The organism is Salipiger aestuarii (genome assembly GCF_003259905.1).
GTDB classification, from domain to species: Bacteria; Pseudomonadota; Alphaproteobacteria; order Rhodobacterales; family Rhodobacteraceae; genus Salipiger; species Salipiger aestuarii.
Genome location: NZ_QLMG01000027.1, coordinates 1 through 25,456 on the forward strand (window position 1 = coordinate 1; position 25,456 = coordinate 25,456).

The window sequence follows — 25,456 nt, forward strand, 5'->3', positions numbered from 1 at the left end:
AAGCCGCCTCAGACCGACGGTATGATCCCCTTTTATGGTTTGAAGCCAAACTATTGCGGGGCAAGGGAACGGTTCAGCGGTCGCATTGAAGAGGGGCTGCAAAGCCATCCCCTCCGATCCGGCAAGGAACTGGAAACCACGCTGCTCCGCTATGCCTGGGCTTCCTACCAGCAGCTTCCGCAATCAGCCTTGAGCAGCAAGACGCCCTTGCAGGCGATGAAGGACTGGCACGAGCTAAAGCCGGAACTGATTAACAAGCAGCCGTATTGTCTCCCGGGATGTGACAGCTAGCGGCAGATGCCGTCGGGCTGGATTCCCGCCCAGGGCACCACCACCTCGGGCTTGTCCAGCGCCGCCTCAAGCCGCGCCACCGGCATTTCCGCCCCGATCATGTCGCGCAGCCGCTTCGTGCGCGGGGCGTCGGGGTCAAGCACATGGCAGCAAACGTATTCCTCGACGATCGCGCCCTGCTGTTCGTAGCCATGATCGAGAAACCGCGCCGCACCGTCGGGATCGAAGAGGTAGGGGTCGGCTGACGCCCCGTGTTCGGTCATTGCCTTGATCGGCGTATAGCCGGTGCGCGCCCGATTCTGCCATTGCCACACATGCACCGCCTCATGCGCGAGCAGCATCGCGTCCAGCAGGTCGATACGGTCGGGGTAATCCGGCAGGAAATCGTCGCGATACAGGTCCTTGCGGTAGAACACCCGTTGAAACAGGGTCATCGCTCCGGGGGACACCGACACCGTTTCGCCCCTGGACGGCGGCCAGATCCGTTCCATGCAGGTCAGGCGCGGGCGAATGGGCCGCGTATAGCTGACCGACCCCGCCGCCAACCCGTCGTGAAACCGGATGCGCGACGTATCCAGCTGGTCGCCCTGGATGGCGCGCAGAAAGGCGGATTCGTTCGGGGTCAGGGACCGTCCGCAGGACACAAGCAACAGCAAGGCGATCAGGATCAGGCGCATGCGTGCACCAAAGCCCGCCTTGGGTCCGGGCGCAAGTCACCGCCGCGTGACGACCTGTTGGCCGGGCATCGTCCCCGAAATTTCAAGGATCAGCTTGCGCTTGACCGCCTCGGCGAAATCCGCGCGGCTGTGGGCGGCGACGACGAAGGCGCCGTTGCCGCCGATGACGCGGTCTTTGTAGGTCTGCGCAAGGCCGGGGTAGCGTCCTGCGTCGCGCAGGATCGGCAGGGCGTTGATGGTGATGCCACTGGCAACCACGGCATCGCGGGCCTGTTCGATGCCCGGCCCCGAGAAATTGCCCGCGCTGTCACCGGAAAAGTCGATCACCCTGCGCCAGCCGTCCAAATCGTTGCGTTCGATCAGGGCCTTGCCGGTCAGCAGCGCGCGGCCAATGGCGTTGCGCCCGAACGCCATGCGCGGGCTGGTCAACAGCCTGTCGGCAAAGACGGCGGCGTCTTCGCGGTTTGCGATGCGCATCCATTTCACCACCTGGCCCTGGTTCGCGGCCCATTCCACATAAGTAACGGCAATGTGCCCATAGGCCGTGTTGCCGATCACGGCGAGCACCTCGGGGTCGGTCATGGCCTGCGCGTAGCCTTCGCGCTGGAACATCAACTCATTGGCGGTGATCGACCCGGACGCATCGGCCAGCAGCACCAGTTCCAGATCGGTGTCCTGCGCCAGCGCGGGGCCGGCCAGCAGAGCAAGGGCGAGTGTCAGGCAGCGCATGTCCGGTTCTCCGATCCGGGGCAGGTCAAGGTTAGCTGTCCGGCCGCGTTTCACAAAGCGCCGCGCGCCGATGCTGACGGCAACGTGAGCGTGTGGCCGTCACCACGCCGCGCTTTCGCGCAGCCAGTCGTGGATGGCGGCGGCGGTGGCGTCGTGCGCAGCGCGCCCCAGCGCGTGGCCAACGGCTGTGTGCTTGCCCGCAAAGGGCCGGGTGCCGGGCGGCGCGGCCACGGCGATGCAATCGGTGCCCGTGCCGGTGGCGTGGCCGCCGGGCAGGTCGATCCGCGCGTCAAGCACCGCAAGCGTGCGGGCCTCGGCCACCAGGGTGATCGCCTCGACCAGAGCGATGTCGCTCAGCGGTTGCGACAGGCGCAGGGCGACGTTGATCGTGCCCCACTCTTTCCAGGTCCGGGGCTGGCGTGTTCCGATCCGCTCGGCATTGCCAAGGCCCGCCGTGACGATCGCGGTTGCACGGACATCGTCCACGGTGGCCTGCCGGACGACATGGGCCGCGATCTTGCGCGAGGTCAGGAAGCAGACGGCATCCTCGGCGCCGATGCGGCGCAATTCGCCCCGCAGCCAGTCGGGCACGTCAAGTTCGGGGGTCAGATCGGCGTTGCGCACCTGGCGCCACAGAATGCGCCGGGCGGTTCGATAGCCGCCGTTATGGGGCGCAAAGCTGAGCACCCGCATCGGCTGGCCAAGGTCAAAGGTCAGCCAGGGCGGCAGCAAGCGCATGACCTTCTTTCCCGGACGGGCGTCTTACACGTCCAGCTCTTCGACAAACCGCGCGTTTTCCTGAATGTACTGATAGCGCAGCTCGGGTTTCTTGCCCATCAGCCGTTCGACCAGATCGCCGGTTTCGCCGGGTTCGTCCTCGTCGATGGTGACGCGGATCAGCTTGCGGGTGGCCGGGTCCATGGTGGTTTCCTTGAGGTCCTTGGCATCCATTTCGCCAAGACCCTTGAACCGCTGCACGTCGATCTTGCCCTTGCCGCCAAGGCCCCTGGCCAGCATGTCCTCTTTTTCGGTGTCATCGGCCACATAGATGCGCCGCGCGCCCTGCGTCAGCCGGTACAGCGGCGGACAGGCCATATACAGGTGCCCCTGGTCGATCAGCGGGCGCATCTGGGTGTAAAAGAACGTCATCAAAAGGGCTGCGATATGCGCGCCGTCGACGTCGGCGTCGGTCATGATGATGATCTTTTCATAGCGCAGATCGTCGACGTTGAACTTCGTGCCCAGCCCGACGCCAAGCGCTTCGCACAGGTCACGGATTTCGGCGTTCGAGCTTAGCTTGTTCGATGCGGCGCCCAGCACGTTGAGGATCTTGCCCTTGAGCGGCAGCAGCGCCTGGGTTTCGCGGAACCGCGCGCCCTTGGCCGATCCGCCGGCCGAGTCGCCTTCGACGATGAACAATTCGGTGCCTTCGCGGGATTTGGCGGAACAGTCGGTCAGCTTGCCCGGCAGGCGCAGTTTCTTGGTGGCCGACTTGCGGGCGGTTTCCTTTTCCTGTCGCCGTTTCAGGCGCTCTTCGGCGCGCAGCACAAGGAAATCCAGGATCGCCCCGGCGGATTTGGTATCCGACGCCAGCCAGTTGTCGAAATGGTCGCGCACGGCGCCTTCGACAAGGCGCTGCGCTTCGGTGGTGGCGAGGCGATCCTTGGTCTGGCCGACAAATTCCGGCTCGCGGATAAAGCACGACACCAGGGCGCAGCCGCCGGTGATAAGGTCGTCGCGGGTGATCTGCGCGGCCTTGCGGTTGTTCACCAGCTCGCCGTAGGCGCGGATGCCCTTCAGGATCGCCGACCAGAAGCCCGCCTCATGCGTGCCGCCCTCGGGGGTGGGAACGGTGTTGCAATAGCTCTGGATGAAGCCATCGCGCGAGGGCGTCCAGTTGATCGCCCATTCGACCTTGCCGGGGGTGTTGAATTTCTCCTTGAAATCAACCGTGCCGCCAAAGGGCTTGTCGGCGTAGACAGAGGCACCCGACAGGGTTTCGCTCAGATAGTCGGACAGGCCGCCGGGAAAGTGAAAGGTCGCCTCGGTCGGGGTTTCCGCGTCGTCGATGGCGGATTTCCAGCGGATTTCGACGCCGGAAAACAGATACGCCTTGGACCGCACCATCTTGAACAGGCGCGCGGGCTTGAAGCGGTGCGCGCGAAAGATCTGTTCGTCGGCATGGAAGGTCACGGTGGTGCCGCGCCGGTTGGGGGCCGCCCCGATCCTTTCGACGGGTCCAAGCGGGATGCCACGCGAAAACCGCTGTTCGAACAGCTCCTTGTTGCGCGCGACCTGCACGACCATGGAATCGCTCAGCGCGTTGACCACCGACGCACCGACGCCATGCAGACCGCCCGATGTCTCATAGGCATCGCCCGAGAACTTGCCGCCCGCGTGCAGGGTGCACAGGATGACCTCCAGCGCGGATTTGCCGGGAAACTTGGGGTGCGGGTCGATGGGGATGCCGCGCCCGTTGTCGCGGATCGTCACAGCGTGATCGGCGTGCAGTTCCACCTCGATGCGGTTAGCATGGCCCGCGACCGCCTCGTCCATCGAGTTGTCGAGCACTTCGGCCACAAGGTGATGCAGCGCCCGTTCATCGGTGCCCCCGATATACATGCCGGGTCGTTTGCGGACCGGTTCCAGCCCTTCGAGCACCTCGATGGACGAGGCATCATAGGTCGTGGCTTCGGTTCCGGCGAGAAGGTCATCGGCCATGGGCTGCTGCTCGTGTTTTGCTGTTCTTGTGTGCAGCAAGTATGGCAGAGCGCGGGGGCGGGGGAAAGCCCGGTGGTGCCGCTCAGGCCGGGTCACGCGGGGAAAGGTCGGACCAGCCTTCGCCCATGGCCACGATACAGGATGTGCCCGACGCATAGGCGATGATCATCGTCCAGTCGCCGCGGTCGTCAAGCCACAGCTCGACCACCTCTTCGGGGTTGCGCAGCCCGGTCGAGGCCAGCGAGGCGCCAAATCGCGATGTCATACGGTGGGCCATGCGCGGGCTGGGCTCGCACAGCACCTCGGCGATGGGCGAGGCGGCAAGGGCGGGCTGGCCAAGCATCATGAGAATCGCAAGCGGGATACGCATGCACGCGATCGTAACGGATTAATGACGCCTGACAAGAAAATGCCCCGAGGCCGCGCCTCGGGGCATGATGCGATCCGGTCAGGATCAGAAGCGGTAGTTCACGCCGAGCGTGGCGGTTGTCGCGCCGACCTCAAGATCCGTGTCGTCGAAGTCTTCGAAGACGTTATAGCTGACTTCGCCGTTCAGGGTGACGTTGGGGGCGACATAGGTCTCGACGCCCACACCGACGAAATAGCCGTCGGACGAATCGGAATCGTCGGTCGTGGCGTGGGCATAGCCCGCGGAACCGTAGTACAGCGCGTTGCCGCGGTCATAGCCAAGACGTCCACCAAGCTTGGCCATGCTGTCCATGTTGCTGCCGTCGTCGAGTTCGAGGTCGGTGCCCTGGTAGTCCAGCACGCCGCCCGCGACCCAGTCGCCGTAATCACGATCATAGGTGCCGCGCAGGCCGTAGACGCCGCCGCCCTCGTTTTCGTCGTATTCGGACGTGCCCGAGCCAAGCTGCAGGCCGAGCGAGGCGCCGGTCCAGTCGGTGCTGGCGGCGGGCGGCGCGACAGACACGACAGGGGCCGCGGGCCGTTGTTCGACAGGCGTGGAGTCAAGCGAACCGGCAAGCACCGGGGTTGCAAGAACCGGGGCCGCGAGAAGGGGAAGGATGAAAAGCGGTTTCAGAGACATGGTAATTTGCTCCTGTGTTTGTTGATTCGGTGCCGCGTACGTTGTGAATGCGGACAGACCTTCCCAGCTGAGATAGGGCACTGTGAGGGCTGTTTCCCGCTTTTTCAGGTCACAACATCGTGCTGTTGCAGCGATGCACCGAAATGCCGGTTTTGCCGGGGGATGAGCATAAAATCGCCTGCCCTGACCGCCCCAAGCACGGGCCTGTGTGGGGCTGGCGCCACACCGAGGGAACCCTGATTGCGACCAGCCGCCACATTCGGCTATCATGCCACGACCCATATGGCAAAGGGTCGCCCGGGACGTCCCTTTGATGCCAGGTCGGACGCAAGCGCGCCGCGGTCGGGCGCAGTCCCTTGCCGCGGCGTTTCGGCGGGCAGGCGGATCAGAACGCCGCGTCGCGGGCCTCTTGCTGCCAGGCCTTGGCAAGGTTGCCAAAGCGGGTGAACTGGCTTTCGAACGACAGCTCGACCGTGCCGATGGGGCCGTGTCGCTGCTTGCCGATGATGATCTCGGCCTTGCCGTGCAGGCGCGCCATCTTTTCCTGCCATGCGGCCATTTCATCCAACCGATCATCCGACGGTTTTTCGCGTTCGGTGTAATATTCCTCGCGGAACACGAACATCACCACGTCGGCGTCCTGTTCGATCGAGCCCGATTCCCGCAGGTCGGATAGCTGGGGCCGCTTGTCCTCGCGCGATTCAACCTGACGCGACAGCTGCGACAGGGCGATCACCGGGATGTTCAGTTCCTTGGCGATGGCCTTGAGGCCCATGGAGATCTCGGCGATTTCCTGCACCCGGTTTTCGGCGGTGCCACGCAGAAGTTGCAGGTAGTCGACGATCAGGATGTCCAGCCCATGCGTCCGCTTGAGCCGCCGCGAACGCGCCGCAAGCTGCGAAATCGGCAGCGCGGGGGTGTCGTCGATGAACAGGGGGCAGGCTTCAAGCTCTTTGGCGGCATCGACAAAGCGGCGGAATTCGCGTTCGTCCATGTCGCCCTGACGGATCTTGTGCGAGCTGATTTCCGACGCTTCGGCCAGAATACGGCTGGCCAGCTGTTCCGCGCTCATTTCCAGCGAAAAGAACCCCACGACGCCGCCATCCACGGCGCCCTCGGTGCCATCGTGGCGCTGTCCGCGCCGGTAGGCCTTGGCGATGTTGAAGGCGATGTTGGTGGCCAGCGATGTCTTGCCCATCGACGGACGCCCCGCAAGGATCAAAAGGTCGGACGGGTGCAAGCCGCCCAGCTTCTTGTCAATGTCATCAAGGCCGGTGGAAATGCCCGCCAGCCCGCCGTCGCGCTGATAGGCGGCGTTGGCCACATGCACCGCATCGGTGACAGCGCGCAGGAACGACTGAAAGCCACCGTCGGTGCTGCCCTGTTCGGCCATCTTGTACAGCGCCTGTTCGGCTTCGACGATCTGTTCCTTGGGTTCGGATTTCACATCGACCTTGGCGGCCTTGTCGGCGATGTCGCGCCCCAGCCGGATCAGATCGCGCCGCACCGACAAATCGTAGATCATCTGCGCATAGTCCCGCACCGCAAAGCTGGACACCGCGGCCCCGGCAAGGCGCACCAGATAGGCCGGCCCGCCCAGTTCCTTCAGCCCCTCGTCCGCTTCCATGAACGCCTTGAGCGTCACGGGTGAGGCAAGGTTGTTCTTGGCGATTCGCGCCGCGGCGATTTCAAAGATCCGCGCGTGCACAGGTTCGTAGAAATGCCCCGAATTCAGGATCGCCGCGATGCGGTCGTAGACATCGTTGTTGGTCAGGATCGCGCCCAGCAGCTGCTGTTCGGCCTCGATCGAATGCGGCATGGTCTCGGCCTGCTCGACCTCGATGCCGGACGCGTTGAATGCGCTGTGATCGTTCATTGCTCTGCCCCTATGTCCCGTCTGCCGTCGCGGTTCGTGCGCTATAGCCAAAGCCGCGGCCGGGACCAATCTGGATATGTTTGTGGAGAACTGGCGGACAACCGCGGGATGACTCGGCGCGGCGCCCGGCTCTCGGCTCATATCGTAGCAGATCGCAGGATTCTCGCAACATCTGGGGTGGGGCTGCGCGATTCGGCGGCGGATTATTTGCCCCGCCGCCCATTCGTCATGCGCTGTTTCTTGCCTGCCAGTCGCGCGGGTCCGCAAGGAACGCCTCGACCTGCGCCAGGGTGTCCGCGCCGAACCCGCCGCGGGCCCTGGCCTCGGTCAGAACGTCGTGCCAGGTGCACAGGTAATGCAGCGAGACGCCGTGGTCGCCCAGCGTCCCGACCGTCTCGGGGAAGATGTCGTAATAAAAGATCACGGCCGTGTGCGCGCAGGTGGCGCCGGTTTCACGGATGGCATCGACAAAGGACAGCTTGGAGCCGCCATCGGTGGTCAGATCCTCGACCAGAAGCACCCGCTGGCCTTCGCTCATCACGCCTTCGATGCGGGCGTTGCGTCCATAGCCCTTGGGCTTCTTGCGCACATAGGTCATCGGCAGCGCCATACGTTCGGCCACCATGGCGGCAAAGGGGATGCCGGCCGTTTCGCCGCCGGCGATATTGTCGAACGCCTCGAACCCGGCGTTGCGCATCACGGTGACGGTCAGGAAATCCATCAGGGTCGAACGCACGCGCGGAAAGGAATTGGGCTTGCGACAGTCGATATAGACCGGCGAGGGCAGGCCGGAGGCCAGCCGGAACGGTTCGCCCTCCATGAAATGCACCGCGCCGATTTCCCACAGCATGCGGGCGGTCAGGCGGGCCATCTCTTCGGGCGACGGATAGGACGAGGGGATCATGGGGCGCGCTCCTGTTCGGGTTGCGTTTCCTCTAGCGCGAAGCTGGCGGTATTGAGAACCCCCGTTGGTGCCGTTACCCGGTTTCTTCCGGCTGCCATCAACCCGGCGGCGTGCCCTGTGCGTCAGATCCCCGCGCGTCAGATCGCCGTGCCCCGCCTCTGGTCGGTCGCGCTGCCGCGTGGTATCGCGGCGTCATGACCCAGATCACCCTGCGCCGACCCGACGACTGGCACCTGCATCTGCGCGATGGCGAGATGCTGCGCGCCGTGGCCCCCGAAAGCGCGCGCCATTTTGGCCGTGCGATCATCATGCCCAACCTCGTGCCCCCGGTCGTCACCGGCGCCGAGGCTGCGGCCTATCGCGACCGTATCCTTGCGGCGCGCCCCGAGGGCAGCGGGTTCACGCCGCTGATGACGCTGTACCTGACGGAACAAACCGATCCGGCGGATGTGGTGCAGGCGGCGCGTGACGGCATCGTGACGGCGGTGAAACTGTACCCGGCGGGGGCGACGACCAATTCGGCCTCGGGGGTGCGCGATTTCGACAAGGTGCGCCGGGTGCTCGACGCCATGGCCGAGGCGGGCATACCGCTGTGTGTCCACGGCGAGGTGGTCGACGGGGATGTCGACATCTTTGACCGCGAGGCGGTGTTCATCGACCGCGTGCTCGATCCGATCCGGCGCGCGACGCCGGGGCTTCGGGTCGTGATGGAACACATCACCACGCGCGACGGCGTCGATTACGCCCGCGCGGGCGGCGATACGCTGGGCGCGACGATCACCACGCATCACCTTGTCATCAACCGCAACCATATCCTGGTGGGCGGGATCAAACCGCATTATTACTGCCTGCCGGTCGCCAAGCGCGAAAGCCACCGCCGGGCATTGGTCGAGGCGGCGACCTCGGGCGATGCCAGCTTCTTTCTGGGCACCGACAGCGCACCGCACACCGATCCCGCCAAGGAAAGCGCCTGCGGTTGTGCCGGGTGTTTCACCGCGACCAACACGGTGTCGATCCTTGCCGCGGTGTTCGAGGCGGCGGGCGCGTTGCACAAGCTCGAATCGTTTGCCTCGCTCAACGGGCCGGCATTTTACGGGCTGGCGCCCAACGAAGACACGCTGACCCTGCGCAAGGGCGATCCGGTGGCCTATCCGCCCAAGCTGAATACCGGGGCGGGCCCGGTGACGGTGTTCGACCCCGGCTTCCCGCTGCACTGGCGGGTCGACTGATCGCGCCCTCGCGCCGCCGCCTGCTGTTTCACCTGGCGGCGCGGGTCGCCACCAGGTCCACCAGTACTTCGACGTCATAGGCCAACTGGCCCGGATCAGTCATGCCCGTGCCGACGGCGTAGTCGCGCCGGTCCAGCGTGGCCTGCCCGGTCATCCGCGCCGTGTCGCCGTCGAGCGTCAGATCGAAGGGCAGGGTGATCGGCACCTCGGCATCCTTCAGCGTCAGCGTGCCCTGGGCCTCGCGCCCGGTTTCGGTGCGCAGCAGCGTCGCGGAAAAGGTTGCGGTGGGAAAGCTGTCCGCAGCCAGGAAATCCGGCCCGAGCGCCTGTTTCGACACCGACCCGAGCGTCAGCGAAGGCACGCTGATCCGGACGGTGACATCGCCTTCGGGGCCGGGGGTGTCCCGCGGCTGCCAGGCGATGGCGGCGGTCCAGTCGGCAAAGCTGCCGGTCACTTGCGCCCCCATCTGCGTGACGCGGATGGCCAGCGTGCCGTCCTGTATCTGCCAGTCGGACACGGCAGGCTTCAGGTGCGCGGCGGGGCGCGTTGCGTTCGTGCCCAACAGACCCGCGGCGGCGGCGCCTCCGAACAGCGCGACCCAGGCCAACAGCGCCAGGGCGGCGGGGGCGGCGTGCGATGTCCGCACCGCCGGGTTCCCGCCGGGGGTACCGCGCACCATGCGGGCCAGGGTGGCATCCCGGTCGATCGCCGCGTGCCTGATCGCGCCGGTCACATGCAGCGCCAGCATCCCCACAAGCAGCCATTGCGACAGGAAATGCACCGTCGCAAACGTTTCGGCAACGGCGGGCGCGGTCGGCACCATTGGAAGGTTCTGCCCCAGTGGCCACCAGATCGGAGCGAACCCTTCGGTCGCGGCGTGTTCGATCCAGCCTGTCAGCGGCACGATGACCAGTGCGGCATAAAGTGCCCAGTGCACGGTTTCGGCCAGCAGGGTTTCGGCCCGGCGTTCGGGATGCAGCGGCACCGGGCGCGTTTGACCCAGCGCCCAGACGATCCGCGCCAGCGCGATGGCGAAGAGTCCGACGCCCAGCGTCTTGTGGGCGGAAAACAGCGTGGTCTTGGTGGCGATCTGCGCCGCCTCCTGCATTGGCCACAGATGGGCGGTCCAACCCAGCGGCACCATGATCGCGATGCCAAGCGCGATGGCCCAGTGAAAGAACCGCGTGAGTCCGCCATAGGCGGTGGAGGTATTGGAAAGCGACATGGGGCAGCTCCTGTCACGCAAACGGCGTTGGCGGAATATCTGCCCTGCAAGGCGCCAGGGCGCAATTCCGGCCCCGCGCACAGGACTCGTGCGGCCCGCGCTGGCGTTGCGGTGACGAGCGTTGCGAAACCGCGCCGGGGACGTTAAGGAACGCCCCCAACGCGGGCGCAAGGCGCCTTTGACGCATCAACGGAGGGGTTCCCATGTCGCGCGCATTCATCTTCCCGGGCCAGGGGGCCCAGACCATCGGCATGGGCAAGGCGCTTTGCCAGGCCTACCCTGCGGCCCGTGCCGTGTTCGAAGAGGTCGACGCAGCCCTGGGCGAATCCCTGTCCGCGCTGATCTGGGAGGGCGAGGCCGAGACCCTGACCCTGACGCAGAACGCCCAGCCGGCCCTGATGGCGACCTCGCTTGCCGCGATGCGCGCGCTTCAGTCCGAGGGCGTGCAGGTCGGGGCGGCGTCGTTTGTCGCGGGGCATTCGCTGGGCGAATATTCGGCGCTGACCGCCGCGGGATCGCTCGGCGTGGCGGACGCGGCGCGCTTGTTGCGCACGCGGGGTCTTGCGATGCAAAGCGCGGTGCCGGTGGGCGAAGGCGCGATGGCGGCTCTGTTGGGCCTTGACCTTGCGACCGCGCGAGAGGTCGCCGCCGAGGCGGCGGCGGACGGGGGCGTCTGCGCTGCGGCCAACGACAACGACCCCGGTCAGGTGGTGATTTCGGGCAGCAAGGCGGCGGTCGAGCGGGCGGTCGACATCGCCAAGGCCAGGGGCGCCAAGCGGGCGATGATGCTGCCGGTCAGCGCGCCTTTCCATTGCGCGCTCATGGCGCCCGCCGCCGAGACGATGGCGCGGGCGCTGGCCGAGGTCGAGATCAAGGCGCCCGCCGTGCCGCTGGTGGCCAATGTGCGCGCGCAGGCCGTCACCGACCCGGCGCAGATCCGGGCGCTGCTGGTCGAGCAGGTGACCGGGTCGGTGCGCTGGCGCGAGTCGGTGGAATTCATGGTGGCGCAAGGCGTGACCGAGTTCTGGGAAATCGGCGCGGGCAAGGCGCTGTCGGGCATGGTGCGCCGGATCAACCGCGCCTCCGGCGTGCACAGTATCGGCACGCCCGACGATGTCGCAAAGGTGCTTGCGGTGGCGCAGTAGGCGCGTTGCGCTTGCGGACCGTGGCGCCGACAGGGCATCACATATCTGGATGAAACACGGAAAAACAGGGGTGAGCAATGTTCGATCTGACGGGAAAATGCGCGTTGGTGACCGGCGCATCGGGCGGCATCGGTGGCGAGATCGCAAGGGCGCTGCATGCGGCGGGCGCGACGGTGGGGCTTTCGGGCACGCGCGGCGCGCCGCTGGAGGCGCTGGCGGCCGAACTGGGCGAGCGGGCTTTCGTGTTGCCGTGCAACCTGTCCGACCCCGAGGCGGTTTCGGCCCTGCCCAAGCAGGCGATCGCGGCGATGGGCGCGGTCGATATTCTGGTGAACAACGCGGGGATCAACCGCGACAATCTGATCATGCGGATGTCGGATGAGGACTGGCAGTCGGTGATCGACGTGAATCTTACCGCGACATTCAAGCTGTGCAAGGGCGTGCTGCGCGGCATGATGAAGGCGCGCTGGGGCCGGATCGTGAACATCTCATCCATCGTGGGGGCCACGGGAAACCCCGGCCAGGGCAATTATGCCGCATCCAAGGCCGGCATGATCGGCATGTCGAAATCGCTGGCCTTCGAGGTCGCAAGCCGGGGCATCACCGTCAACGCCGTGGCGCCGGGCTTTATCGAAACCGCGATGACCGACAAGCTGAACGACGAGCAGAAGACGGGCATTCTGGGCCAGATCCCGTCGGGTCGCATGGGCTCGGCGCAGGAAATTGCTGCGGCTGTGCTGTATCTTGCAAGCCCCGAGGCGGGCTATGTCACGGGCAGCACGCTGCATGTGAACGGCGGCATGGCGATGCTTTGACAGCGCGGGTCCTGGCGCGGCGGAAAGCATTTGCCATCCCGCGCGGCTGTGGTATAGGCGCGCAAGGATTAGGGCCAGGGGCGCGGGGAACCGCGTTGCAAGGCCTGTCCCGGAACGACCGGGACGAGCCGCCCGAAACCGGGCGACATGAGCCGGCACCCCGGTGGGGCGAAGGCAGAGATGGGCGAGTGGCCCGGAAAGATGTGAGGACGGAAGTATGAGCGATATTCCTGATCGCGTGCGCAAGATCGTGGTCGAGCACCTTGGCGTTGAAGAGGACAAGGTGACCGAGAGCGCCTCGTTCATCGACGATCTTGGTGCGGACAGCCTGGACACGGTCGAGCTGGTGATGGCCTTCGAGGAAGAGTTCGGGATCGAAATCCCGGATGATGCGGCCGAAACGATCCAGACCTTCGGTGACGCGGTCAAGTTCATCAAGGAAGCCTCGTAAGCGCGTCTTTCGGGTCGGTTGATTTATGAAAACGGCGTTCCTTGCGGAGCGCCGTTTTCTTTGTGTCTGATGTGGGATGGGGACGGCGCTCGTTCCTGTGGAACGTCGCCCCGCCCACCATCCCGTCGAGATGGTGGGCGATCCGGGGTTCGCGGCCGGTGCGGGGCGCTTTTGCGATTGTCCAGGCCCCGCGCGCGGGCGTAGCGTTGCGCAAGACAACAGGTCAGGCTGAGGGAACCGGGATGACAAGAGCGGACAGGAGCATTGCGCGCGACGAGTTGTGGCAGCAGGTGGATGACCACGTCATGCGCTATGGGCCAGTGTTTGAGACGCGGGTGATCCTGTCGGCCGCGGGGTCTTTCATGACCGCTGGCGACGGGCAGCGCATTCTGGATTTCACCTCCGGACAGATGAGCGCCGTTCTTGGGCATTCGCATCCCGAAATCGTGCGCACGGTGCGCGACCAGATCGGACGGCTGGACCATCTGTTCAGCGGGATGCTGTCGCGCCCGGTGATCGACCTGTGCACGCGGCTGGGGCGTATGGTGCCGGGGCTGGAAAAGGTGATGCTGCTGTCCACGGGGGGCGAATCGAACGAGGCGGCGATCCGTCTGGCCAAGGTGGTGACCGGCAAGCATGAGATCGTCGCGTTTTCGCGCAGTTGGCACGGCATGACGGGGGCTGCCGCCGCGGCCACCTACAGTGCGGCGCGACACGGGGCGGGACCCGCGGGGGTTGGCAATTTTGCCATTCCCGCGCCGTACGCCTATCGGCCGCGATTCACCCATGCGAATGGCACGCTTGATTGGCAGAGCGAACTGGACGACGCATTTGCCATGGTCGATGCGCAATCGACCGGCAGTCTTGCGGCCTTTATCGCCGAGCCGATCCTGTCGTCGGGCGGGATCATCGAGCTGCCCTTGGGCTATCTTGCCGCGCTTCGGCAAAAATGCCGGGAACGCGGCATGTTGCTGATCCTGGACGAGGCGCAGACGGGCATGGCGCGCACTGGCGACATGTTTGCCTTTCAGCGCGATGGCGTGGTGCCCGACATTCTGACGCTGTCAAAGACGCTGGGGGCGGGGTTGCCGCTGGCCGCCGTGCTGACCAGCCGCGCGCTGGAGCAAGAGGCGTATGACAAGGGCTATATCTTTCTGACCACCCATGTGTCGGACCCGTTGCCCGCGGCTGTGGGGCTGACCGTGCTTGACGTCATTGAGCGCGAGGGCCTGGCGGCGCGTGCCGTCACGGCGGGCGCGCGGTTGCGCGACGGTCTGATGTCGCTGCATCGTCGGTTCGACTGTGTTGGCGATGTGCGCGGGCGCGGTCTGTTGATGGGGCTGGAAATCGTCACCGACCGGGCCAGCCGTGTGCCCGATCTGGACATGGGCGACCGGATCGCGGCAGAAGCGATGGCGCGCGGACTCAGCATGAACATCGTCAGGGTTCCGGCGATGGGCGCGGTGTTCCGCATCGCTCCGCCGCTGACCGCGAGCGATGAAGAGATCGATCTTGGGATCTCGATCATGGCCGAAGCGATTTCCGCAGCGGGGGGCTAGAGCCGGGCACCCGGCGGCGCTATCGTCGCTTCGAACCGACAGGAGACCGCCATGACCGTCTTTGATACCCCGCTTCGCTCTGGCCATTTCATCGCGGGGCGGTACATCGACGGGGAGGGCGCGATCGAGGTCGGCTCGCCCTCGACCGGGGCCGCGCTTGGCGCGATCGCATGCGCGGATGCCGATGTGGTGGACAGGGCTGTGCAGGCGGCGCGCGCGGCGCTGGTGTCTTCGGGGTGGGCCGGACGTGCCCCCCGCGAACGGGTGCGCGCGATGCACGCCTGGGCCGATCTGATCGACGCCGAGGCCGCGACCATCGCGCGGCTTGAGGCGGTGTGTTCGTCGCGCCCCCAGGCCGAGGCGCGCGTCGGCGACGTGGTGACCAGCGCCGAGCAGATCCGCTTTTTTGCCGAGTTCGCGGATAAGGAAGCGGGCACGCTGGTGCCGACCTCGGACGCGGCGTTCGGGTTCATCGACGACGCCCCTTACGGGGTGATCGGGGCGATCACACCCTGGAACTTTCCGCTGAACATGGCCGCATGGAAGCTGGGCGCGGCGCTGGCGGCGGGTAATGCGGTGGTGATCAAGCCATCGGAAATGACCCCGTGGACAACGCTTTATGTGGCCGAACTGTCGGTCAGGGTTGGCATACCCGAGGGGCTGATAAATGTGGTGATGGGCGACGGGCCGGTCACGGGGGCCGCGATCACCGGCCATCCGGGCATCGACAAGGTCTCGTTCACCGGCTCGACCCGCGCCGGGGCCGCGATCATGGAAAACATCGCCAGAACAGGCATCAAGCCGATGACGCTGGAGCTGGGCGGCAAGAGTCCGATGGTGGTGTTCGCTGATTGCGACCTGGATCACACCGCCGATTGCATCGCGCGCGGCATCCTGCCCAACGCCGGGCAGTTCTGCGTTGCAGGCTCGCGCGTCATCGTGCAGGACAGCATCGCCGAGGCGCTGGCCGACCGGCTGAAAGACCGCTTCGCTCGGGTGGTGCCGACCGACACGCTGGCCGACACGCCCGGCTTTTCGCCCATCATTTCCGACAAGCAGCTGCGCCGCATCGACGGCATCGTGCAGGCTGCCGTGGGTCAGGGGGGCGAACTGTTGTGCGGCGGTGGGGCCTTTGACCGTGCGGGGGCGTTCTACAAGCCCACCCTGATTGCGGGCGTCACCGAAACCAGCCCCGCGGTGACCGAGGAAATCTTTGGCCCCGTCGCCACGTTTCAGACCTTTGCCACCGAGGATGAGGCGATGCAGCTTGCCGGTCACCCGACCTATGGGCTGTGCGCGGGGCTGTTCACCCGCGATGTCGGCCGCGCGCTGCGCCTGACCCGCAGGCTTGAGGCGGGCACCGTCTGGGTCAATCGCTATGGGCGCACCCGCGACCACATCCTGCCCACGGGCGGCTGGAAGGCATCCGGTCTTGGCAAGGATCTGGGGCGCGAGGCCTATCACGGCAACCGGCGCACGAAATCGGTTCTGATCGACCTGTGAGCGGAATTTCGGAAAAGACACTTGTGGCCGCGCTGGTCAGCTATGCGGCGCAGGACGGGCTGGGCGAACAGGTCGCCTGGCCCGACATCGAGGCGGCCATCGCCACGCTGGCGTGCGATCCCGTGGGCCCCAAGGCGTTGCGGGAGGCGGTGCGCGCCATGAACGACCGCGACGTGGTCGAAACGCTGGAAGACTGGTTGCTGTCCGAAGTGGCCCGGCGCGAGGCCGCCGCCCGCGCCGCCGCCCGCCCATCGGAAAAGATCGTGGCGCCGATCCAGTCGGTCAGCTTTGGCGCGGGCGTCACGGCGGCGGCGCTGGCTTTGGCCGGAACGGTGAGCTTGGTGCCTGCGGCGATCATGGGCACGGCCGCGCTGTGTTCGGGATTTGCGGCAAGCTGGTACCGGATGCGCTTTGCCCGCGCCGAGGACGATGCCCAGGCCGAGGCCGCCGCGATCCGGCGCCTGGCGGAAATCTGCGCATCCGAAAAGCGGAACAATTAGGCATCTCGCGGCGTTATGGTGGCAATCCGCTTCGGGGGATGCTATATATGGCTCGTCAAGGAGGACCTGAATGACCTCGTTCGAAATCGCCCTGAGCGTCGGATCCGTGGCTGCGGCCGCATCGTCCATTGCCTATATGGCGCATCTGCTGCGCTCCAGTGTCCAGCCGCTGCGTGTATCGCGCGACCGGCTTGATCGCTTTGTGCAGAACGCGCCCTACCATCGTCTCGACAAGCGCCTGACCGGGCGCGGCCTGACGAAATAGTATCGTCGATTCATCCGTGTATGGATGAACCGGCTGACCGGCCCGCCGCATGTGGCGGGCCTTTTTGATTTCAAAGCAACGGATTGGCAGGCGTATTTAACGCACCGTGATGATCTGTTGCGGGACCAAATAATCTTCGAGTGCGTATATCGGCATATCGTTGCCGTAGCCGGGCCGCGCAAGCGCGCTATGGGGCGGCTTTCGGTCTCCCGGATGAAATGCGTGTTCACCCTGGCGCAGCCATCCGAGGACATCCAGCGCGCACCCGGCGTCGCCCGACCATACCGGCCGCCCTGGCTGTCATTCGCGCAGGTTACCGGCTGATCTGGCTTGTCGAATCGGGTGATCGCCACCACGGGGCCGAAGCCCTTACGCTGAGCGACGTCGCCGGTTTGCGCTGCGTCCCCGGTCGTCCCGGACGCGTCAAGGAACCCTGTCGCCCTCGCGATCGGGCAGCGGGCGATCCAGCGGCCGTCCAGACTGAAACGCCGATATCGTAGCAATTGTCGCGTGCGGCGTCATCCGGCCGCGCAGGCCGATGACAGCGCAGCCCCGATGACCGGTCCACGTTCGGTCACCGCCACGAAATACTGCAAGTGTCCGGGGGCGAGCGAAAGCCCCGCTCTTCTTGTGAATCAAGCAGAGCGGGAAAGGAAAGTCAGCGCAAGGTCAGACGACCACCGCCGCGCCATTCGACGCCAGCCCGACGTTTTCGCGGAAGGCGGCGAACAACTCGCGTCCGACGCCATGGCCATTGCCGGCCAGATCGGCCACGATGGGGTCGCGATCCTCGAACCCCTCGGTGAGGCAGGCGAGCGTGCCGTTCACCGCATCCACCCGCACAATATCGCCGTCGCGCAGTTTCGCCAGCGGGCCGCCCGCCGCCGCCTCGGGCGAAACGTGGATGGCGCTTGGAACCTTGCCCGACGCGCCCGACATGCGGCCGTCGGTCACCAGCGCCACCTTGAGCCCGCGATCCTGCAACACCGCAAGCGTGGGCGTCAGCGAATGCAGTTCGGGCATGCCGTTGGCCTTGGGGCCCTGGAAGCGCACGACCACGATGGTGTCGCTGGTGAATTCACCGGCCTTGAAGGCGACCTTCACATCGTCCTGATCGTGGAAGACGCGGCAGGGGGCCTCGACGATGTGGCGTTCGGGGGCGACGGCAGAGACCTTCATCATGCCATGCCCGAGATTGCCGCGCATCTGGGACAGTCCGCCGGTCTTCTGAAACGGGTTCGACGCGGGGCGCAGGATCTTGTCGTTCTGCGTTTCGCGCGAGGCGGGTTCGTAGCGGACCACGCCGTCGCGCAGCTTGGGTTCCTGAGTGTACAGCGACAGCCCGTCGCCCGCGACAGTCTTGACGTCTTCGTGCACGAGACCGCCATCGAGCAGTTCGGCGATCAGGTACTGCAAGCCCCCGGCGGCGTGGAAATGGTTCACGTCCGCCAGCCCGTTGGGATAGACCTTGGCCATCAGCGGCACGACGGACGAGATCGCTTCGAAATCCTCCAGCGTGATCTCATGCCCGGCGGCGCGGGCCATGGCCGGCAGGTGGAGCACGAGGTTGGTGCTGCCGCCCGTCGCCATCAGCCCGACGATGCCGTTGACGAACGCCTTGGCATCCAGAATGTCGCAAACGGGGCGATAGTCATTGCCCAGCCCGGTGATCTCCAGCGCGCGTTTCGCCCCGGCCACGGTCAGCGCGTCGCGCAGCGGCGTGTTGGGGTTCACGAAGCTGGCACCGGGCAGATGCAGGCCCATGATCTCCATCAGCATCTGGTTGCTGTTGGCGGTGCCATAGAACGTGCAGGTGCCCGGACCGTGATAGGATGCCATCTCGGCTTCCATCAGCTTGTCGCGGCCGACCTCGCCGGTGGCAAACTGCTGACGGACCCTGGATTTCTCATCGTTGGGCAGGCCGGACGTCATCGGTCCCGCGGGCAGAAAGATGCCGGGGATGTAGCCAAAGGTCGCCGCCCCGATCACCAGACCCGGCACGATCTTGTCGCACACCCCAAGGTAGACGGCGGAATCGAACACGTTGTGCGACAACGACACCCCCGTGGCCAGCGCGATCACGTCGCGCGAAAACAGCGACAGTTCCATGCCGACCTGGCCTTGGGTGACGCCGTCGCACATCGCCGGCACGCCGCCCGCGACCTGTGCGGTACAGCCCGACGCGCGCGCCGCGTCGCGGATGATCTGAGGAAAGCGTTCGAACGGTTGATGCGCCGACAGCATGTCGTTGTAGGATGTCACGATGCCCAGATTGGCCGCCAGCCCTTCGGCAAGCGCGGTCTGGTCGCTGCCCATGGCGGCATAGGCGTGGGCCTGGTTGCCGCAGGTCAGGTGGGCGCGGCGGGGGCCTTCGTCGGCGGCGCGGCGCATCCGGTCAAGATAGGTGGCGCGCCGGGATCGGGAACGGGCCTCGATGGTCTCGGTGACCTTGGCGATCGTGGAATCGAGCGGCATGGGTCTCTCCATATCTGGCGTCGGCCTCGCGGCGGCGAGGCGCTGGCTTGGGAATTGAATTATACCGGTTAGCGTTAACAGTAAAGCGCGCGCGCGATAACAGTTGGGTGCGGGCACGGTGACGGGGCTGCCTGCGTATCGGGCAGCCGCGTCTGCCACATTTCGGGGCGGTTGTTTCGCGCATTCCCTTGGACGGGACAGCGCGCTATAGGGGCGGCATGAACGCTTCTCTTCCTGTCGTGCGCCTGACGCCGAAAGCCAACGCCCGCGCCCTGCGCCGCGGGTTCCCGTGGGTCTATTCCAACGAGCTGGTGCTGGACCGGCGCACCAAGGGGCTGGCCCCGGGTACGGTGGCGCTGCTTGAGGATTGCGAGCGCACGCCGCTGGGGCTTGTGGGCGTGACGCCCGGCTCCAGGATCGCGGCGCGTATGCTGGATCGCGACACCGGGACCAGCATCGACAAGACCTGGCTGACCGCGCGGCTGCGCAAGGCGTTGTCGCTGCGCGAACGGCTGTATGATGCGCCGTTCTATCGGCTGGTCCATGCGGAATCGGACGGGCTGCCGGGGGTGATCATCGACCGTTTCGGCGATGTCGCGGTGATCCAGCCCAACGCGGCCTGGGCCGAACTGCTGCTGCCGGAACTGGCCGAGGCGCTGGCCGGGGTGACGGGTGTGGGCTGCATCCTCAAGAACTCCGGGTCGCGCGGGCGCGCGCTGGAAGGTCTGGATGACGCGAACGCGGTGCTGCTGGGCGAGGTCCCCGCCGCGCCGATCGCGGTGCAGATGAACGGCGCCACCTATCTGGCCGACCTCACGGGCGGGCAAAAGACCGGCCTGTTCTTCGATCAGCGCCCGAACCAGGCTTTTGCTGCCTTGCTGGCACAGGGGCAGACCGTGCTGGACGTGTTCAGCCATGTGGGCGGTTTTGCGCTGGCGGCTTTGGCGCAGGGCGCGACATCGGCATTGGCGGTTGACGGATCGGCCCCCGCGCTGGCGCTGGCAACCGAAGGGGCGGCACGCATGGGGGCGGCGGACCGCTTTGCCACACGCCAGGGCGATGCGTTCGACACGCTCGCGGCCCTTGGCGTCGAAAAGGCCCGCTTTGGACTCGTGATCTGCGACCCGCCCGCATTCGCGCCCGCCAAACCCGCGCTTGAGGCGGGCTTGCGCGCCTATGAACGCATCGCCAAGCTGGCGGCACCCCTGGTGGACGAGGACGGCTATCTCGTGCTGTGTTCCTGCTCGCACGCAGCAGACCTCGGCAGCTTTACCGGCGCCTGTCTGCGGGGCATCGGGCGGGCCGGACGCCGCGCGCAACTGCTGCACACCGGCTTTGCCGGGCCGGACCATCCGCTGTTGCCGCAACTGGCGGAATCGGGTTATCTCAAGGCGCTGGTCTTTCGCCTTTGAAGGTGCTGCTGGACACCTGCGTGATCTATCCCACGGTGATGCGTGAAATCCTGCTGGGGGTGGCCGCGCAAGGTGTGTTCCAACCGCTGTGGTCCGCGCGCATCCTGGAAGAATGGGCGCTGGCCGCGCGCAAGCTGGGACCGATGGGCGAGGTCCAGGCGCGCGGCGAAATCGCCCGGGTGCGCGCCGCCTGGCCCAGGGCCGAGGTGCGGTACAAGCCCACGCTGGAAGCGCGGCTGTGGCTGCCCGATCCGAACGATGTGCATGTGCTGGCCGCAGCGGTCGCGGGCAGCGCCGATGTGATCGTCACCGAGAATGCCAAGGATTTTCCCCGCGGCGTGCTGGCCGAAGAAGGCCTGTCGCGCGTCGATGCCGACGGGTTCCTGCGCGGCTGTTTCGAGGGCAGCCCCATCCCTGTGCGCACCGCCTGCGAGGCCGTTCTGGCCGAGGCCCGCCGCCTGTCAGGCGACGACTGGACCATGCGCGGATTGCTGAAAAAGGCGCGCTTGCCACGGCTTGGCAAGGCGCTGGAACTTCAGGCCGGCGCCTAGCGGCTGTTCAGCAAACCCGCGACCCAGCGGGGCACTACCTTGCTGGCCGGGCCGACAAGATGGTCGTCAAAGGCGTGGCTGGTGTCGCTGTCGCGCAGGTTCATTTCGACCGTGCGCGCGCCGGAGTTGCGCGCTTCCTGCACGAAGCCTGCGGCGGGGTAGACCTGCCCCGACGTGCCGATGGCGGCGAAGATCTCGCAGTCTAGAAGATGATCCGAGATTTCGTCCATGTGATAGGGCATCTCGCCGAACCAGACGACGTCGGGGCGCGCGGCTGGCGCATGACAGGCCGGGCAGGATGCGCCCGGTGCCATTTCGGACGGCGAGTCCCACCGGTGCGCGCAGGCGGCGCACAGCGCCGTGGCCAGCGTCCCGTGCATGTGGATCGCCCGGGCGCCGGCCTTTTCGTGCAACCCGTCGACGTTCTGGGTGACGATCACCACCTCACCCGGCCAGTCGCGCTGAAGCTGCGCCAACGCGTCATGGGCGGCGTTGGGCGCGGCTGCGGCGGCCTCGGCCCGGCGCATGTTGTAGAAACGATGCGCCAGCGCGGGGTCGCGGGCGAATCCCTGGGGGGTGGCCACGTCTTCGATGCGATGTTGCGCCCACAAGCCGCCTTCGTCGCGAAAGGTGCCCAGCCCGCTTTCCGCCGAAATGCCCGCCCCGGTCAGAATCACGATCTTGTCCGCCATGCTGTTCCCCTTGTCCGCAAACCGATAGGCTGGCGCCAAAAGGAGGCCCCAGCATGACCCACAGTATCCTGTTCGTCTGTCTCGGCAACATCTGCCGGTCGCCCTCGGCCGAAGGGGTGCTGCGCGCCATGGCGCGCGATCGGGGGGTGCCTCTGGTGATCGACAGCGCGGGCACCGGCGACTGGCACATCGGAGAGCCGCCCTATGACCCGATGCAACAGGCGGCGCGGGCGCGGGGGTACGACCTGTCGTCGCTGCGCGCGCGTCAGGTCACGCCCGAGGATTTTTACCGTTTCGACCTGCTGATTGCGATGGATGACGCCAATCTGGACCATCTTCGCCGCATCCGGCCCGCAGACGGCACCGCGGATGTGCGCCTGTTCACCGAATATGTGCCGCGGACCGGCGCTACCCATGTGCCCGATCCCTATTACACCCGCGATTTCGACGGCACGCTCGACCTGGTGGAAACGGCGGCGCGGGGCCTGCTGGATCAGCTCGAATAAACCGCGCGGGCGATGATCCAGGTCACCGGCAAGGCCACGACCGCGCCGGTCAGCGCCGAGGCCACGATGGGCACAAGCGTATCGAACCCGGCGACCAGCGCGGCCACGATGAAACTTCCCGCGAGCGTCGCGCCGACCAGGGAATAAAGAATAGCGGCGAGTCTGAGCATGTGGCCTGTCTCCTGCGCGATTGGGTCGTGTTGCCCAGACATCACGGTTCTTGACGGCCTGCATTGATCCGGGTCAAGCGGCGGGCCGGGTACAAGGCCCGCGCCTTGCGCAGATCATTGAAGCGCCCCGCGGCTCGGCCTTGGGACAAGCCGGTCGAATGGCATCTCCCTTGGGTTTGTCAGCATGACGCACTTGTTTCTCGCAGCGCGCGCGCCCCGGTCGTGCGCCCCCCCATCGGGGGCGCGGCCTTCGCCGCCACCTTGACGGGCTGTTTTCCCAGGCGCGTCTGGCGGCCCTGTCCGTTCTTTCGCATGACCGAACCGGGGGCCCTTGCGGATGCGCGCGGCGGTCTGGCCGTGCGGCCCGCCATACGGTTTTCCGCCCCGCCCCCGCGCGGGCAGGGCGATTGGCCAAACAGACAAAAACGGCGCCGCCCCCGCCGGGACCGCGCCGTTGTTTCATGCCGTAACCTTATCCGGTCAGACCAGCCGCGATACCTCTTTGGCGGCGCGCACGAAATCGCGGAACAGCGGGTGCGGCGCAAAGGGCTTTGATTTCAGCTCGGGGTGGAATTGCACACCGATGAACCACGGGTGATCGGGCCATTCCACGATTTCCGGAAGGCGGCCATCGGGGGACATGCCGGAAAAGCACAGCCCGCTTTGCTCCAGCGCCTTGCGGTATTTCACATCGACCTCGTAGCGGTGACGGTGGCGTTCGTCGATGGCCTGTGTGCCATAGACCGATGCGACTCTGGAACCTTCGGTCAGCACCGCGTCATAGGCGCCAAGGCGCATGGTGCCGCCCTTGTCATCCGCAACCGACCGGTTGACCCGCTGGTTGCCCTGCACCCATTCCTTGAGGTGGTAGACCACCGGTTCAAACCGCTTTTCGCCCTTTTCATGGTCGAATTCCTCGGACCCCGCCTTGGCGACTCCGGCGACATTGCGCGCCGCCTCGATCACCGCCATCTGCATGCCCAGACAGATGCCCAGATAGGGGATCTTGTGTTCGCGAGCGTATTGCGCGGCCTTGATCTTGCCCTCGGTGCCGCGCTCGCCGAAGCCGCCCGGCACCAGGATGGCGTCGTATTTTTCCAGATAGGGCGCGGGATCTTCGCGTTCGAACAGTTCGGCGTCGACCCAGTTCAGGTTGACCCGCACCCGGTTTGCCATGCCGCCGTGGGTCAGCGCCTCGGCGATGGATTTATAGGCGTCTTCCAGCTGCGTGTACTTGCCGACAATAGCGACGTTGACCTCGCCCTCGGGGTTGTGGATGCGTTCGGAAACGTCCTCCCACTTGGCAAGGTTGGGGCGGGGCGCGGGGGTGATCTGGAACGCATCCAGCACCGCCTGATCCATGCCTTCGCGATGATAGGCCAGCGGCGCGTCGTAGATCGACGACAGATCCTGCGCGGCGATCACCGCGTCCGGGCGCACGTTGCAGAACAGGGCCAGCTTTTCGCGTTCCTTTTGCGGGATCGGCCCTTCGGAGCGGCAGACAAGAATGTCGGGCGCAAGGCCGATGCTGCGCAGTTCCTTGACCGAATGCTGCGTGGGCTTGGTTTTCAGCTCGCCGCTTGCCTTGATATAGGGCAACAGCGTCAGGTGCATGAAAATGCACTGGCCGCGCGGCTTGTCCTGGGCGAACTGGCGGATCGCCTCGAAAAACGGCAGGCCTTCGATGTCGCCAACGGTGCCGCCGATTTCGCAGAGCATGAAATCGACCTCGTCGTCGCCGATCGACAGGAAATCCTTGATCTCGTTGGTGACGTGCGGAATGACCTGAATGGTCTTGCCAAGGTAATCGCCGCGGCGTTCCTTTTCCAGCACGTTGGTATAGATGCGCCCCGATGAGATGGAATCGGTCTTGCGCGCCGAAACGCCGGTGAAGCGTTCGTAATGCCCAAGGTCCAGGTCGGTTTCCGCGCCGTCATCGGTCACGAACACCTCGCCATGTTCGAACGGCGACATGGTACCGGGATCGACGTTCAGGTAGGGATCGAGCTTGCGCAGCCTGACCGAAAAACCGCGCGCCTGTAGCAGCGCGCCCAAGGCGGCCGACGCGAGGCCCTTGCCGAGCGAGGAAACAACACCGCCGGTGATGAAGATATAACGTGCCATGAAGGGCCGACCCCGTGAATGTCTGCATTGAAAGGACTCCCGCGGCCCATCGGAACCGCAGCATCACGGGAGTCCACATATAAGAGATTCGCGGCACAAAGTCCAGACGACCGCAAGATACTGTTGCGGTGCGGCGCGCGGCCCTCAAGGTGTTGTATTCGTAGAGAGACGCGCCTCAGTCGGCGCGCGGAACCAGCGGCGCGTTGGCATCGGCGCCCGTGTCTTCGGCGGCCGGGGGCGGAAGCAACGCATCGGTATCGAGCGTGCCGTTGTCGCTGGCGGGCGAATCCGACGGGGTTCCGCCGGTCAGCCGGTCCATGACCGATACGCCCGACGCGTCCTGCGCCGCCAGAATCGTCAGCGTCAGCGACGTCACGATAAAGGCCGCCGCAAGGATCCAGGTGACCTTGCCCATCGCGGTCGCGGCCGCGCGCTGGCTCATGGCACCGCCACCGCCGCCCATGCCGAGCCCGCCACCTTCGGACCGCTGAAGCAGCACGACGCCGATCAGTGACAGAGCGAGAATGAGATGGACGATAAGGATGACGTTTTGCATGGATGGTCCCGAAGCCTGCGGTCTTGGCGCGC

Annotated in this window: 26 protein-coding genes and 1 pseudogene; 13 read left to right on the plus strand and 14 right to left on the minus strand. The window is 65.9% G+C overall.

Annotation, left to right across the window (positions count from 1 at the left end):
- Nucleotides 1-291, plus strand: a pseudogene (locus ATI53_RS14140) (hypothetical protein); the annotation flags it as partial.
- On the opposite strand, the gene ATI53_RS14145 reads toward ATI53_RS14140, so the two are convergent.
- The 8 genes from ATI53_RS14145 to ATI53_RS14180 all read right to left on the minus strand — a co-directional run bounded on the left by ATI53_RS14145 (nucleotide 288) and on the right by ATI53_RS14180 (nucleotide 8,246).
- Nucleotides 288-968, minus strand: a complete 681-nt coding sequence (locus tag ATI53_RS14145) for a hypothetical protein (RefSeq protein ID WP_009503564.1) — start codon at nucleotides 966-968, stop codon at nucleotides 288-290. The pseudogene ATI53_RS14140 and the gene ATI53_RS14145 overlap by 4 nt on opposite strands.
- A gap of 36 nt (nucleotides 969-1,004) precedes the next feature.
- A complete protein-coding gene (locus ATI53_RS14150) occupies nucleotides 1,005-1,697 on the minus strand; it encodes a DUF1194 domain-containing protein (protein ID WP_111550676.1) in 693 nt (230 codons plus the stop codon).
- A 99-nt stretch (nucleotides 1,698-1,796) separates the two neighbouring features.
- Complete coding sequence (locus tag ATI53_RS14155) at nucleotides 1,797-2,435, minus strand: adenosylcobinamide amidohydrolase (RefSeq protein ID WP_009503562.1); 639 nt, start codon at nucleotides 2,433-2,435, stop codon at nucleotides 1,797-1,799.
- Between the two features lie 24 nt (nucleotides 2,436-2,459).
- Complete coding sequence (parE, locus tag ATI53_RS14160) at nucleotides 2,460-4,418, minus strand: DNA topoisomerase IV subunit B (RefSeq protein WP_009503561.1); 1,959 nt, start codon at nucleotides 4,416-4,418, stop codon at nucleotides 2,460-2,462.
- 82 nt (nucleotides 4,419-4,500) lie between these two features.
- Nucleotides 4,501-4,788, minus strand: coding sequence for a hypothetical protein (locus tag ATI53_RS14165; RefSeq protein ID WP_009503560.1), 288 nt, complete (start codon nucleotides 4,786-4,788; stop codon nucleotides 4,501-4,503).
- Nucleotides 4,789-4,872: 84 nt separating this feature from the next.
- Nucleotides 4,873-5,466 carry an outer membrane protein gene (locus ATI53_RS14170; protein ID WP_009503559.1) on the minus strand — a complete coding sequence of 198 codons (594 nt, stop codon included), beginning with the start codon at nucleotides 5,464-5,466 and terminating at the stop codon, nucleotides 4,873-4,875.
- Nucleotides 5,467-5,851: 385 nt separating this feature from the next.
- Entirely contained in the window at nucleotides 5,852-7,342 is a 1,491-nt protein-coding gene (locus ATI53_RS14175; RefSeq protein ID WP_009503558.1) for a replicative DNA helicase, read from the minus strand.
- 226 nt (nucleotides 7,343-7,568) lie between these two features.
- Nucleotides 7,569-8,246, minus strand: coding sequence for an orotate phosphoribosyltransferase (locus ATI53_RS14180; protein WP_009503557.1), 678 nt, complete (start codon nucleotides 8,244-8,246; stop codon nucleotides 7,569-7,571).
- A gap of 194 nt (nucleotides 8,247-8,440) precedes the next feature.
- Between ATI53_RS14180 and pyrC the strand changes: the two genes are divergently transcribed.
- Nucleotides 8,441-9,475 (plus strand): dihydroorotase, encoded by a 1,035-nt coding sequence (pyrC, locus tag ATI53_RS14185; RefSeq protein WP_009503556.1) that lies wholly within the window; start codon nucleotides 8,441-8,443, stop codon nucleotides 9,473-9,475.
- Between the two features lie 28 nt (nucleotides 9,476-9,503).
- Here the strand turns inward: pyrC and ATI53_RS14190 are convergent, their stop codons facing one another.
- Entirely contained in the window at nucleotides 9,504-10,700 is a 1,197-nt protein-coding gene (locus tag ATI53_RS14190; protein WP_111550677.1) for a cytochrome b/b6 domain-containing protein, read from the minus strand.
- A 203-nt stretch (nucleotides 10,701-10,903) separates the two neighbouring features.
- Between ATI53_RS14190 and fabD the strand changes: the two genes are divergently transcribed.
- From fabD to ATI53_RS14230, 8 genes are all read left to right on the plus strand, one after another.
- Nucleotides 10,904-11,845 (plus strand): ACP S-malonyltransferase, encoded by a 942-nt coding sequence (gene fabD, locus ATI53_RS14195; RefSeq protein ID WP_009503554.1) that lies wholly within the window; start codon nucleotides 10,904-10,906, stop codon nucleotides 11,843-11,845.
- Nucleotides 11,846-11,922: 77 nt separating this feature from the next.
- Nucleotides 11,923-12,660 carry a 3-oxoacyl-[acyl-carrier-protein] reductase gene (gene fabG, locus ATI53_RS14200; RefSeq protein WP_111550678.1) on the plus strand — a complete coding sequence of 246 codons (738 nt, stop codon included), beginning with the start codon at nucleotides 11,923-11,925 and terminating at the stop codon, nucleotides 12,658-12,660.
- A gap of 217 nt (nucleotides 12,661-12,877) precedes the next feature.
- Nucleotides 12,878-13,111: an acyl carrier protein gene (locus ATI53_RS14205; RefSeq protein ID WP_007800270.1), complete on the plus strand. Its 234-nt coding sequence runs from the start codon at nucleotides 12,878-12,880 to the stop codon at nucleotides 13,109-13,111.
- A gap of 242 nt (nucleotides 13,112-13,353) precedes the next feature.
- A complete protein-coding gene (locus tag ATI53_RS14210; protein WP_034451911.1) occupies nucleotides 13,354-14,670 on the plus strand; it encodes an aspartate aminotransferase family protein in 1,317 nt (438 codons plus the stop codon).
- Between the two features lie 51 nt (nucleotides 14,671-14,721).
- Nucleotides 14,722-16,173 carry an aldehyde dehydrogenase family protein gene (locus tag ATI53_RS14215; protein WP_111550679.1) on the plus strand — a complete coding sequence of 484 codons (1,452 nt, stop codon included), beginning with the start codon at nucleotides 14,722-14,724 and terminating at the stop codon, nucleotides 16,171-16,173.
- Nucleotides 16,170-16,673, plus strand: a complete 504-nt coding sequence (locus tag ATI53_RS14220; RefSeq protein ID WP_146609932.1) for a hypothetical protein — start codon at nucleotides 16,170-16,172, stop codon at nucleotides 16,671-16,673. Before ATI53_RS14215 ends, ATI53_RS14220 begins: the two co-directional genes overlap by 4 nt.
- Before the next feature lie 70 nt (nucleotides 16,674-16,743).
- Entirely contained in the window at nucleotides 16,744-16,938 is a 195-nt protein-coding gene (locus ATI53_RS14225) for a hypothetical protein (RefSeq protein ID WP_009503549.1), read from the plus strand.
- Nucleotides 16,939-16,962: 24 nt separating this feature from the next.
- On the plus strand, nucleotides 16,963-17,262 hold the full coding sequence (locus tag ATI53_RS14230; protein ID WP_111550681.1) for a hypothetical protein: 300 nt from the start codon (nucleotides 16,963-16,965) through the stop codon (nucleotides 17,260-17,262).
- A 345-nt stretch (nucleotides 17,263-17,607) separates the two neighbouring features.
- Here ATI53_RS14230 and edd read toward each other — a convergent pair whose 3' ends face one another.
- Nucleotides 17,608-19,413 (minus strand): phosphogluconate dehydratase, encoded by a 1,806-nt coding sequence (edd, locus tag ATI53_RS14235; RefSeq protein ID WP_111550682.1) that lies wholly within the window; start codon nucleotides 19,411-19,413, stop codon nucleotides 17,608-17,610.
- A 218-nt stretch (nucleotides 19,414-19,631) separates the two neighbouring features.
- On the opposite strand from edd, the gene ATI53_RS14240 reads away from it, so the two are divergent.
- Together ATI53_RS14240 and ATI53_RS14245 are read left to right on the plus strand one after the other, a co-directional pair.
- Nucleotides 19,632-20,825 carry an RSP_2647 family RNA methyltransferase gene (locus ATI53_RS14240; RefSeq protein WP_111550683.1) on the plus strand — a complete coding sequence of 398 codons (1,194 nt, stop codon included), beginning with the start codon at nucleotides 19,632-19,634 and terminating at the stop codon, nucleotides 20,823-20,825.
- A complete protein-coding gene (locus tag ATI53_RS14245; RefSeq protein WP_009503545.1) occupies nucleotides 20,822-21,376 on the plus strand; it encodes an RSP_2648 family PIN domain-containing protein in 555 nt (184 codons plus the stop codon). Before ATI53_RS14240 ends, ATI53_RS14245 begins: the two co-directional genes overlap by 4 nt.
- On the opposite strand, the gene ATI53_RS14250 is transcribed toward ATI53_RS14245, so the two are convergent.
- The gene (locus ATI53_RS14250) at nucleotides 21,373-22,068 is read right to left on the minus strand and encodes an NAD-dependent deacylase (RefSeq protein ID WP_111550693.1); all 696 of its coding nucleotides are present in this window, start codon (nucleotides 22,066-22,068) and stop codon (nucleotides 21,373-21,375) included. The two genes, ATI53_RS14245 and ATI53_RS14250, sit on opposite strands and share 4 nt — an antisense overlap.
- A gap of 53 nt (nucleotides 22,069-22,121) precedes the next feature.
- Here ATI53_RS14250 and ATI53_RS14255 point away from each other — a divergent pair, with 53 nt between their 5' ends.
- On the plus strand, nucleotides 22,122-22,574 hold the full coding sequence (locus tag ATI53_RS14255; protein WP_009503543.1) for a low molecular weight protein-tyrosine-phosphatase: 453 nt from the start codon (nucleotides 22,122-22,124) through the stop codon (nucleotides 22,572-22,574).
- Here ATI53_RS14255 and ATI53_RS14260 read toward each other — a convergent pair.
- The 3 genes from ATI53_RS14260 to secG all read right to left on the minus strand — a co-directional run bounded on the left by ATI53_RS14260 (nucleotide 22,562) and on the right by secG (nucleotide 25,424).
- Nucleotides 22,562-22,744 carry a hypothetical protein gene (locus ATI53_RS14260; RefSeq protein ID WP_009503542.1) on the minus strand — a complete coding sequence of 61 codons (183 nt, stop codon included), beginning with the start codon at nucleotides 22,742-22,744 and terminating at the stop codon, nucleotides 22,562-22,564. The two genes, ATI53_RS14255 and ATI53_RS14260, sit on opposite strands and share 13 nt — an antisense overlap.
- 480 nt (nucleotides 22,745-23,224) lie before the next feature.
- Nucleotides 23,225-24,868: a CTP synthase gene (pyrG, locus tag ATI53_RS14265; RefSeq protein WP_009503541.1), complete on the minus strand. Its 1,644-nt coding sequence runs from the start codon at nucleotides 24,866-24,868 to the stop codon at nucleotides 23,225-23,227.
- Nucleotides 24,869-25,043: 175 nt separating this feature from the next.
- Nucleotides 25,044-25,424 carry a preprotein translocase subunit SecG gene (secG, locus tag ATI53_RS14270; RefSeq protein ID WP_009503540.1) on the minus strand — a complete coding sequence of 127 codons (381 nt, stop codon included), beginning with the start codon at nucleotides 25,422-25,424 and terminating at the stop codon, nucleotides 25,044-25,046.
- Between the last annotated feature and the right edge of the window lie 32 nt (nucleotides 25,425-25,456).

What these genes read in the sequence shown, in the direction of transcription:
- ATI53_RS14145 (WP_009503564.1), bottom strand. Translation starts at nt 968, where the DNA reads ATGCGCCTGATCCTGATCGCCTTGCTGTTGCTTGTGTCCTGCGGACGG.
- ATI53_RS14150 (WP_111550676.1), bottom strand. Translation starts at nt 1,697, where the DNA reads ATGCGCTGCCTGACACTCGCCCTTGCTCTGCTGGCCGGCCCCGCGCTG.
- ATI53_RS14155 (WP_009503562.1), bottom strand. Translation starts at nt 2,435, where the DNA reads ATGCGCTTGCTGCCGCCCTGGCTGACCTTTGACCTTGGCCAGCCGATG.
- parE (WP_009503561.1), bottom strand. Translation starts at nt 4,418, where the DNA reads ATGGCCGATGACCTTCTCGCCGGAACCGAAGCCACGACCTATGATGCC.
- ATI53_RS14165 (WP_009503560.1), bottom strand. Translation starts at nt 4,788, where the DNA reads ATGCGTATCCCGCTTGCGATTCTCATGATGCTTGGCCAGCCCGCCCTT.
- ATI53_RS14170 (WP_009503559.1), bottom strand. Translation starts at nt 5,466, where the DNA reads ATGTCTCTGAAACCGCTTTTCATCCTTCCCCTTCTCGCGGCCCCGGTT.
- ATI53_RS14175 (WP_009503558.1), bottom strand. Translation starts at nt 7,342, where the DNA reads ATGAACGATCACAGCGCATTCAACGCGTCCGGCATCGAGGTCGAGCAG.
- ATI53_RS14180 (WP_009503557.1), bottom strand. Translation starts at nt 8,246, where the DNA reads ATGATCCCCTCGTCCTATCCGTCGCCCGAAGAGATGGCCCGCCTGACC.
- pyrC (WP_009503556.1), top strand. Translation starts at nt 8,441, where the DNA reads ATGACCCAGATCACCCTGCGCCGACCCGACGACTGGCACCTGCATCTG.
- ATI53_RS14190 (WP_111550677.1), bottom strand. Translation starts at nt 10,700, where the DNA reads ATGTCGCTTTCCAATACCTCCACCGCCTATGGCGGACTCACGCGGTTC.
- fabD (WP_009503554.1), top strand. Translation starts at nt 10,904, where the DNA reads ATGTCGCGCGCATTCATCTTCCCGGGCCAGGGGGCCCAGACCATCGGC.
- fabG (WP_111550678.1), top strand. Translation starts at nt 11,923, where the DNA reads ATGTTCGATCTGACGGGAAAATGCGCGTTGGTGACCGGCGCATCGGGC.
- ATI53_RS14205 (WP_007800270.1), top strand. Translation starts at nt 12,878, where the DNA reads ATGAGCGATATTCCTGATCGCGTGCGCAAGATCGTGGTCGAGCACCTT.
- ATI53_RS14210 (WP_034451911.1), top strand. Translation starts at nt 13,354, where the DNA reads ATGACAAGAGCGGACAGGAGCATTGCGCGCGACGAGTTGTGGCAGCAG.
- ATI53_RS14215 (WP_111550679.1), top strand. Translation starts at nt 14,722, where the DNA reads ATGACCGTCTTTGATACCCCGCTTCGCTCTGGCCATTTCATCGCGGGG.
- ATI53_RS14225 (WP_009503549.1), top strand. Translation starts at nt 16,744, where the DNA reads ATGACCTCGTTCGAAATCGCCCTGAGCGTCGGATCCGTGGCTGCGGCC.
- ATI53_RS14230 (WP_111550681.1), top strand. Translation starts at nt 16,963, where the DNA reads ATGAACCGGCTGACCGGCCCGCCGCATGTGGCGGGCCTTTTTGATTTC.
- edd (WP_111550682.1), bottom strand. Translation starts at nt 19,413, where the DNA reads ATGCCGCTCGATTCCACGATCGCCAAGGTCACCGAGACCATCGAGGCC.
- ATI53_RS14240 (WP_111550683.1), top strand. Translation starts at nt 19,632, where the DNA reads ATGAACGCTTCTCTTCCTGTCGTGCGCCTGACGCCGAAAGCCAACGCC.
- ATI53_RS14250 (WP_111550693.1), bottom strand. Translation starts at nt 22,068, where the DNA reads ATGGCGGACAAGATCGTGATTCTGACCGGGGCGGGCATTTCGGCGGAA.
- ATI53_RS14255 (WP_009503543.1), top strand. Translation starts at nt 22,122, where the DNA reads ATGACCCACAGTATCCTGTTCGTCTGTCTCGGCAACATCTGCCGGTCG.
- ATI53_RS14260 (WP_009503542.1), bottom strand. Translation starts at nt 22,744, where the DNA reads ATGCTCAGACTCGCCGCTATTCTTTATTCCCTGGTCGGCGCGACGCTC.
- pyrG (WP_009503541.1), bottom strand. Translation starts at nt 24,868, where the DNA reads ATGGCACGTTATATCTTCATCACCGGCGGTGTTGTTTCCTCGCTCGGC.
- secG (WP_009503540.1), bottom strand. Translation starts at nt 25,424, where the DNA reads ATGCAAAACGTCATCCTTATCGTCCATCTCATTCTCGCTCTGTCACTG.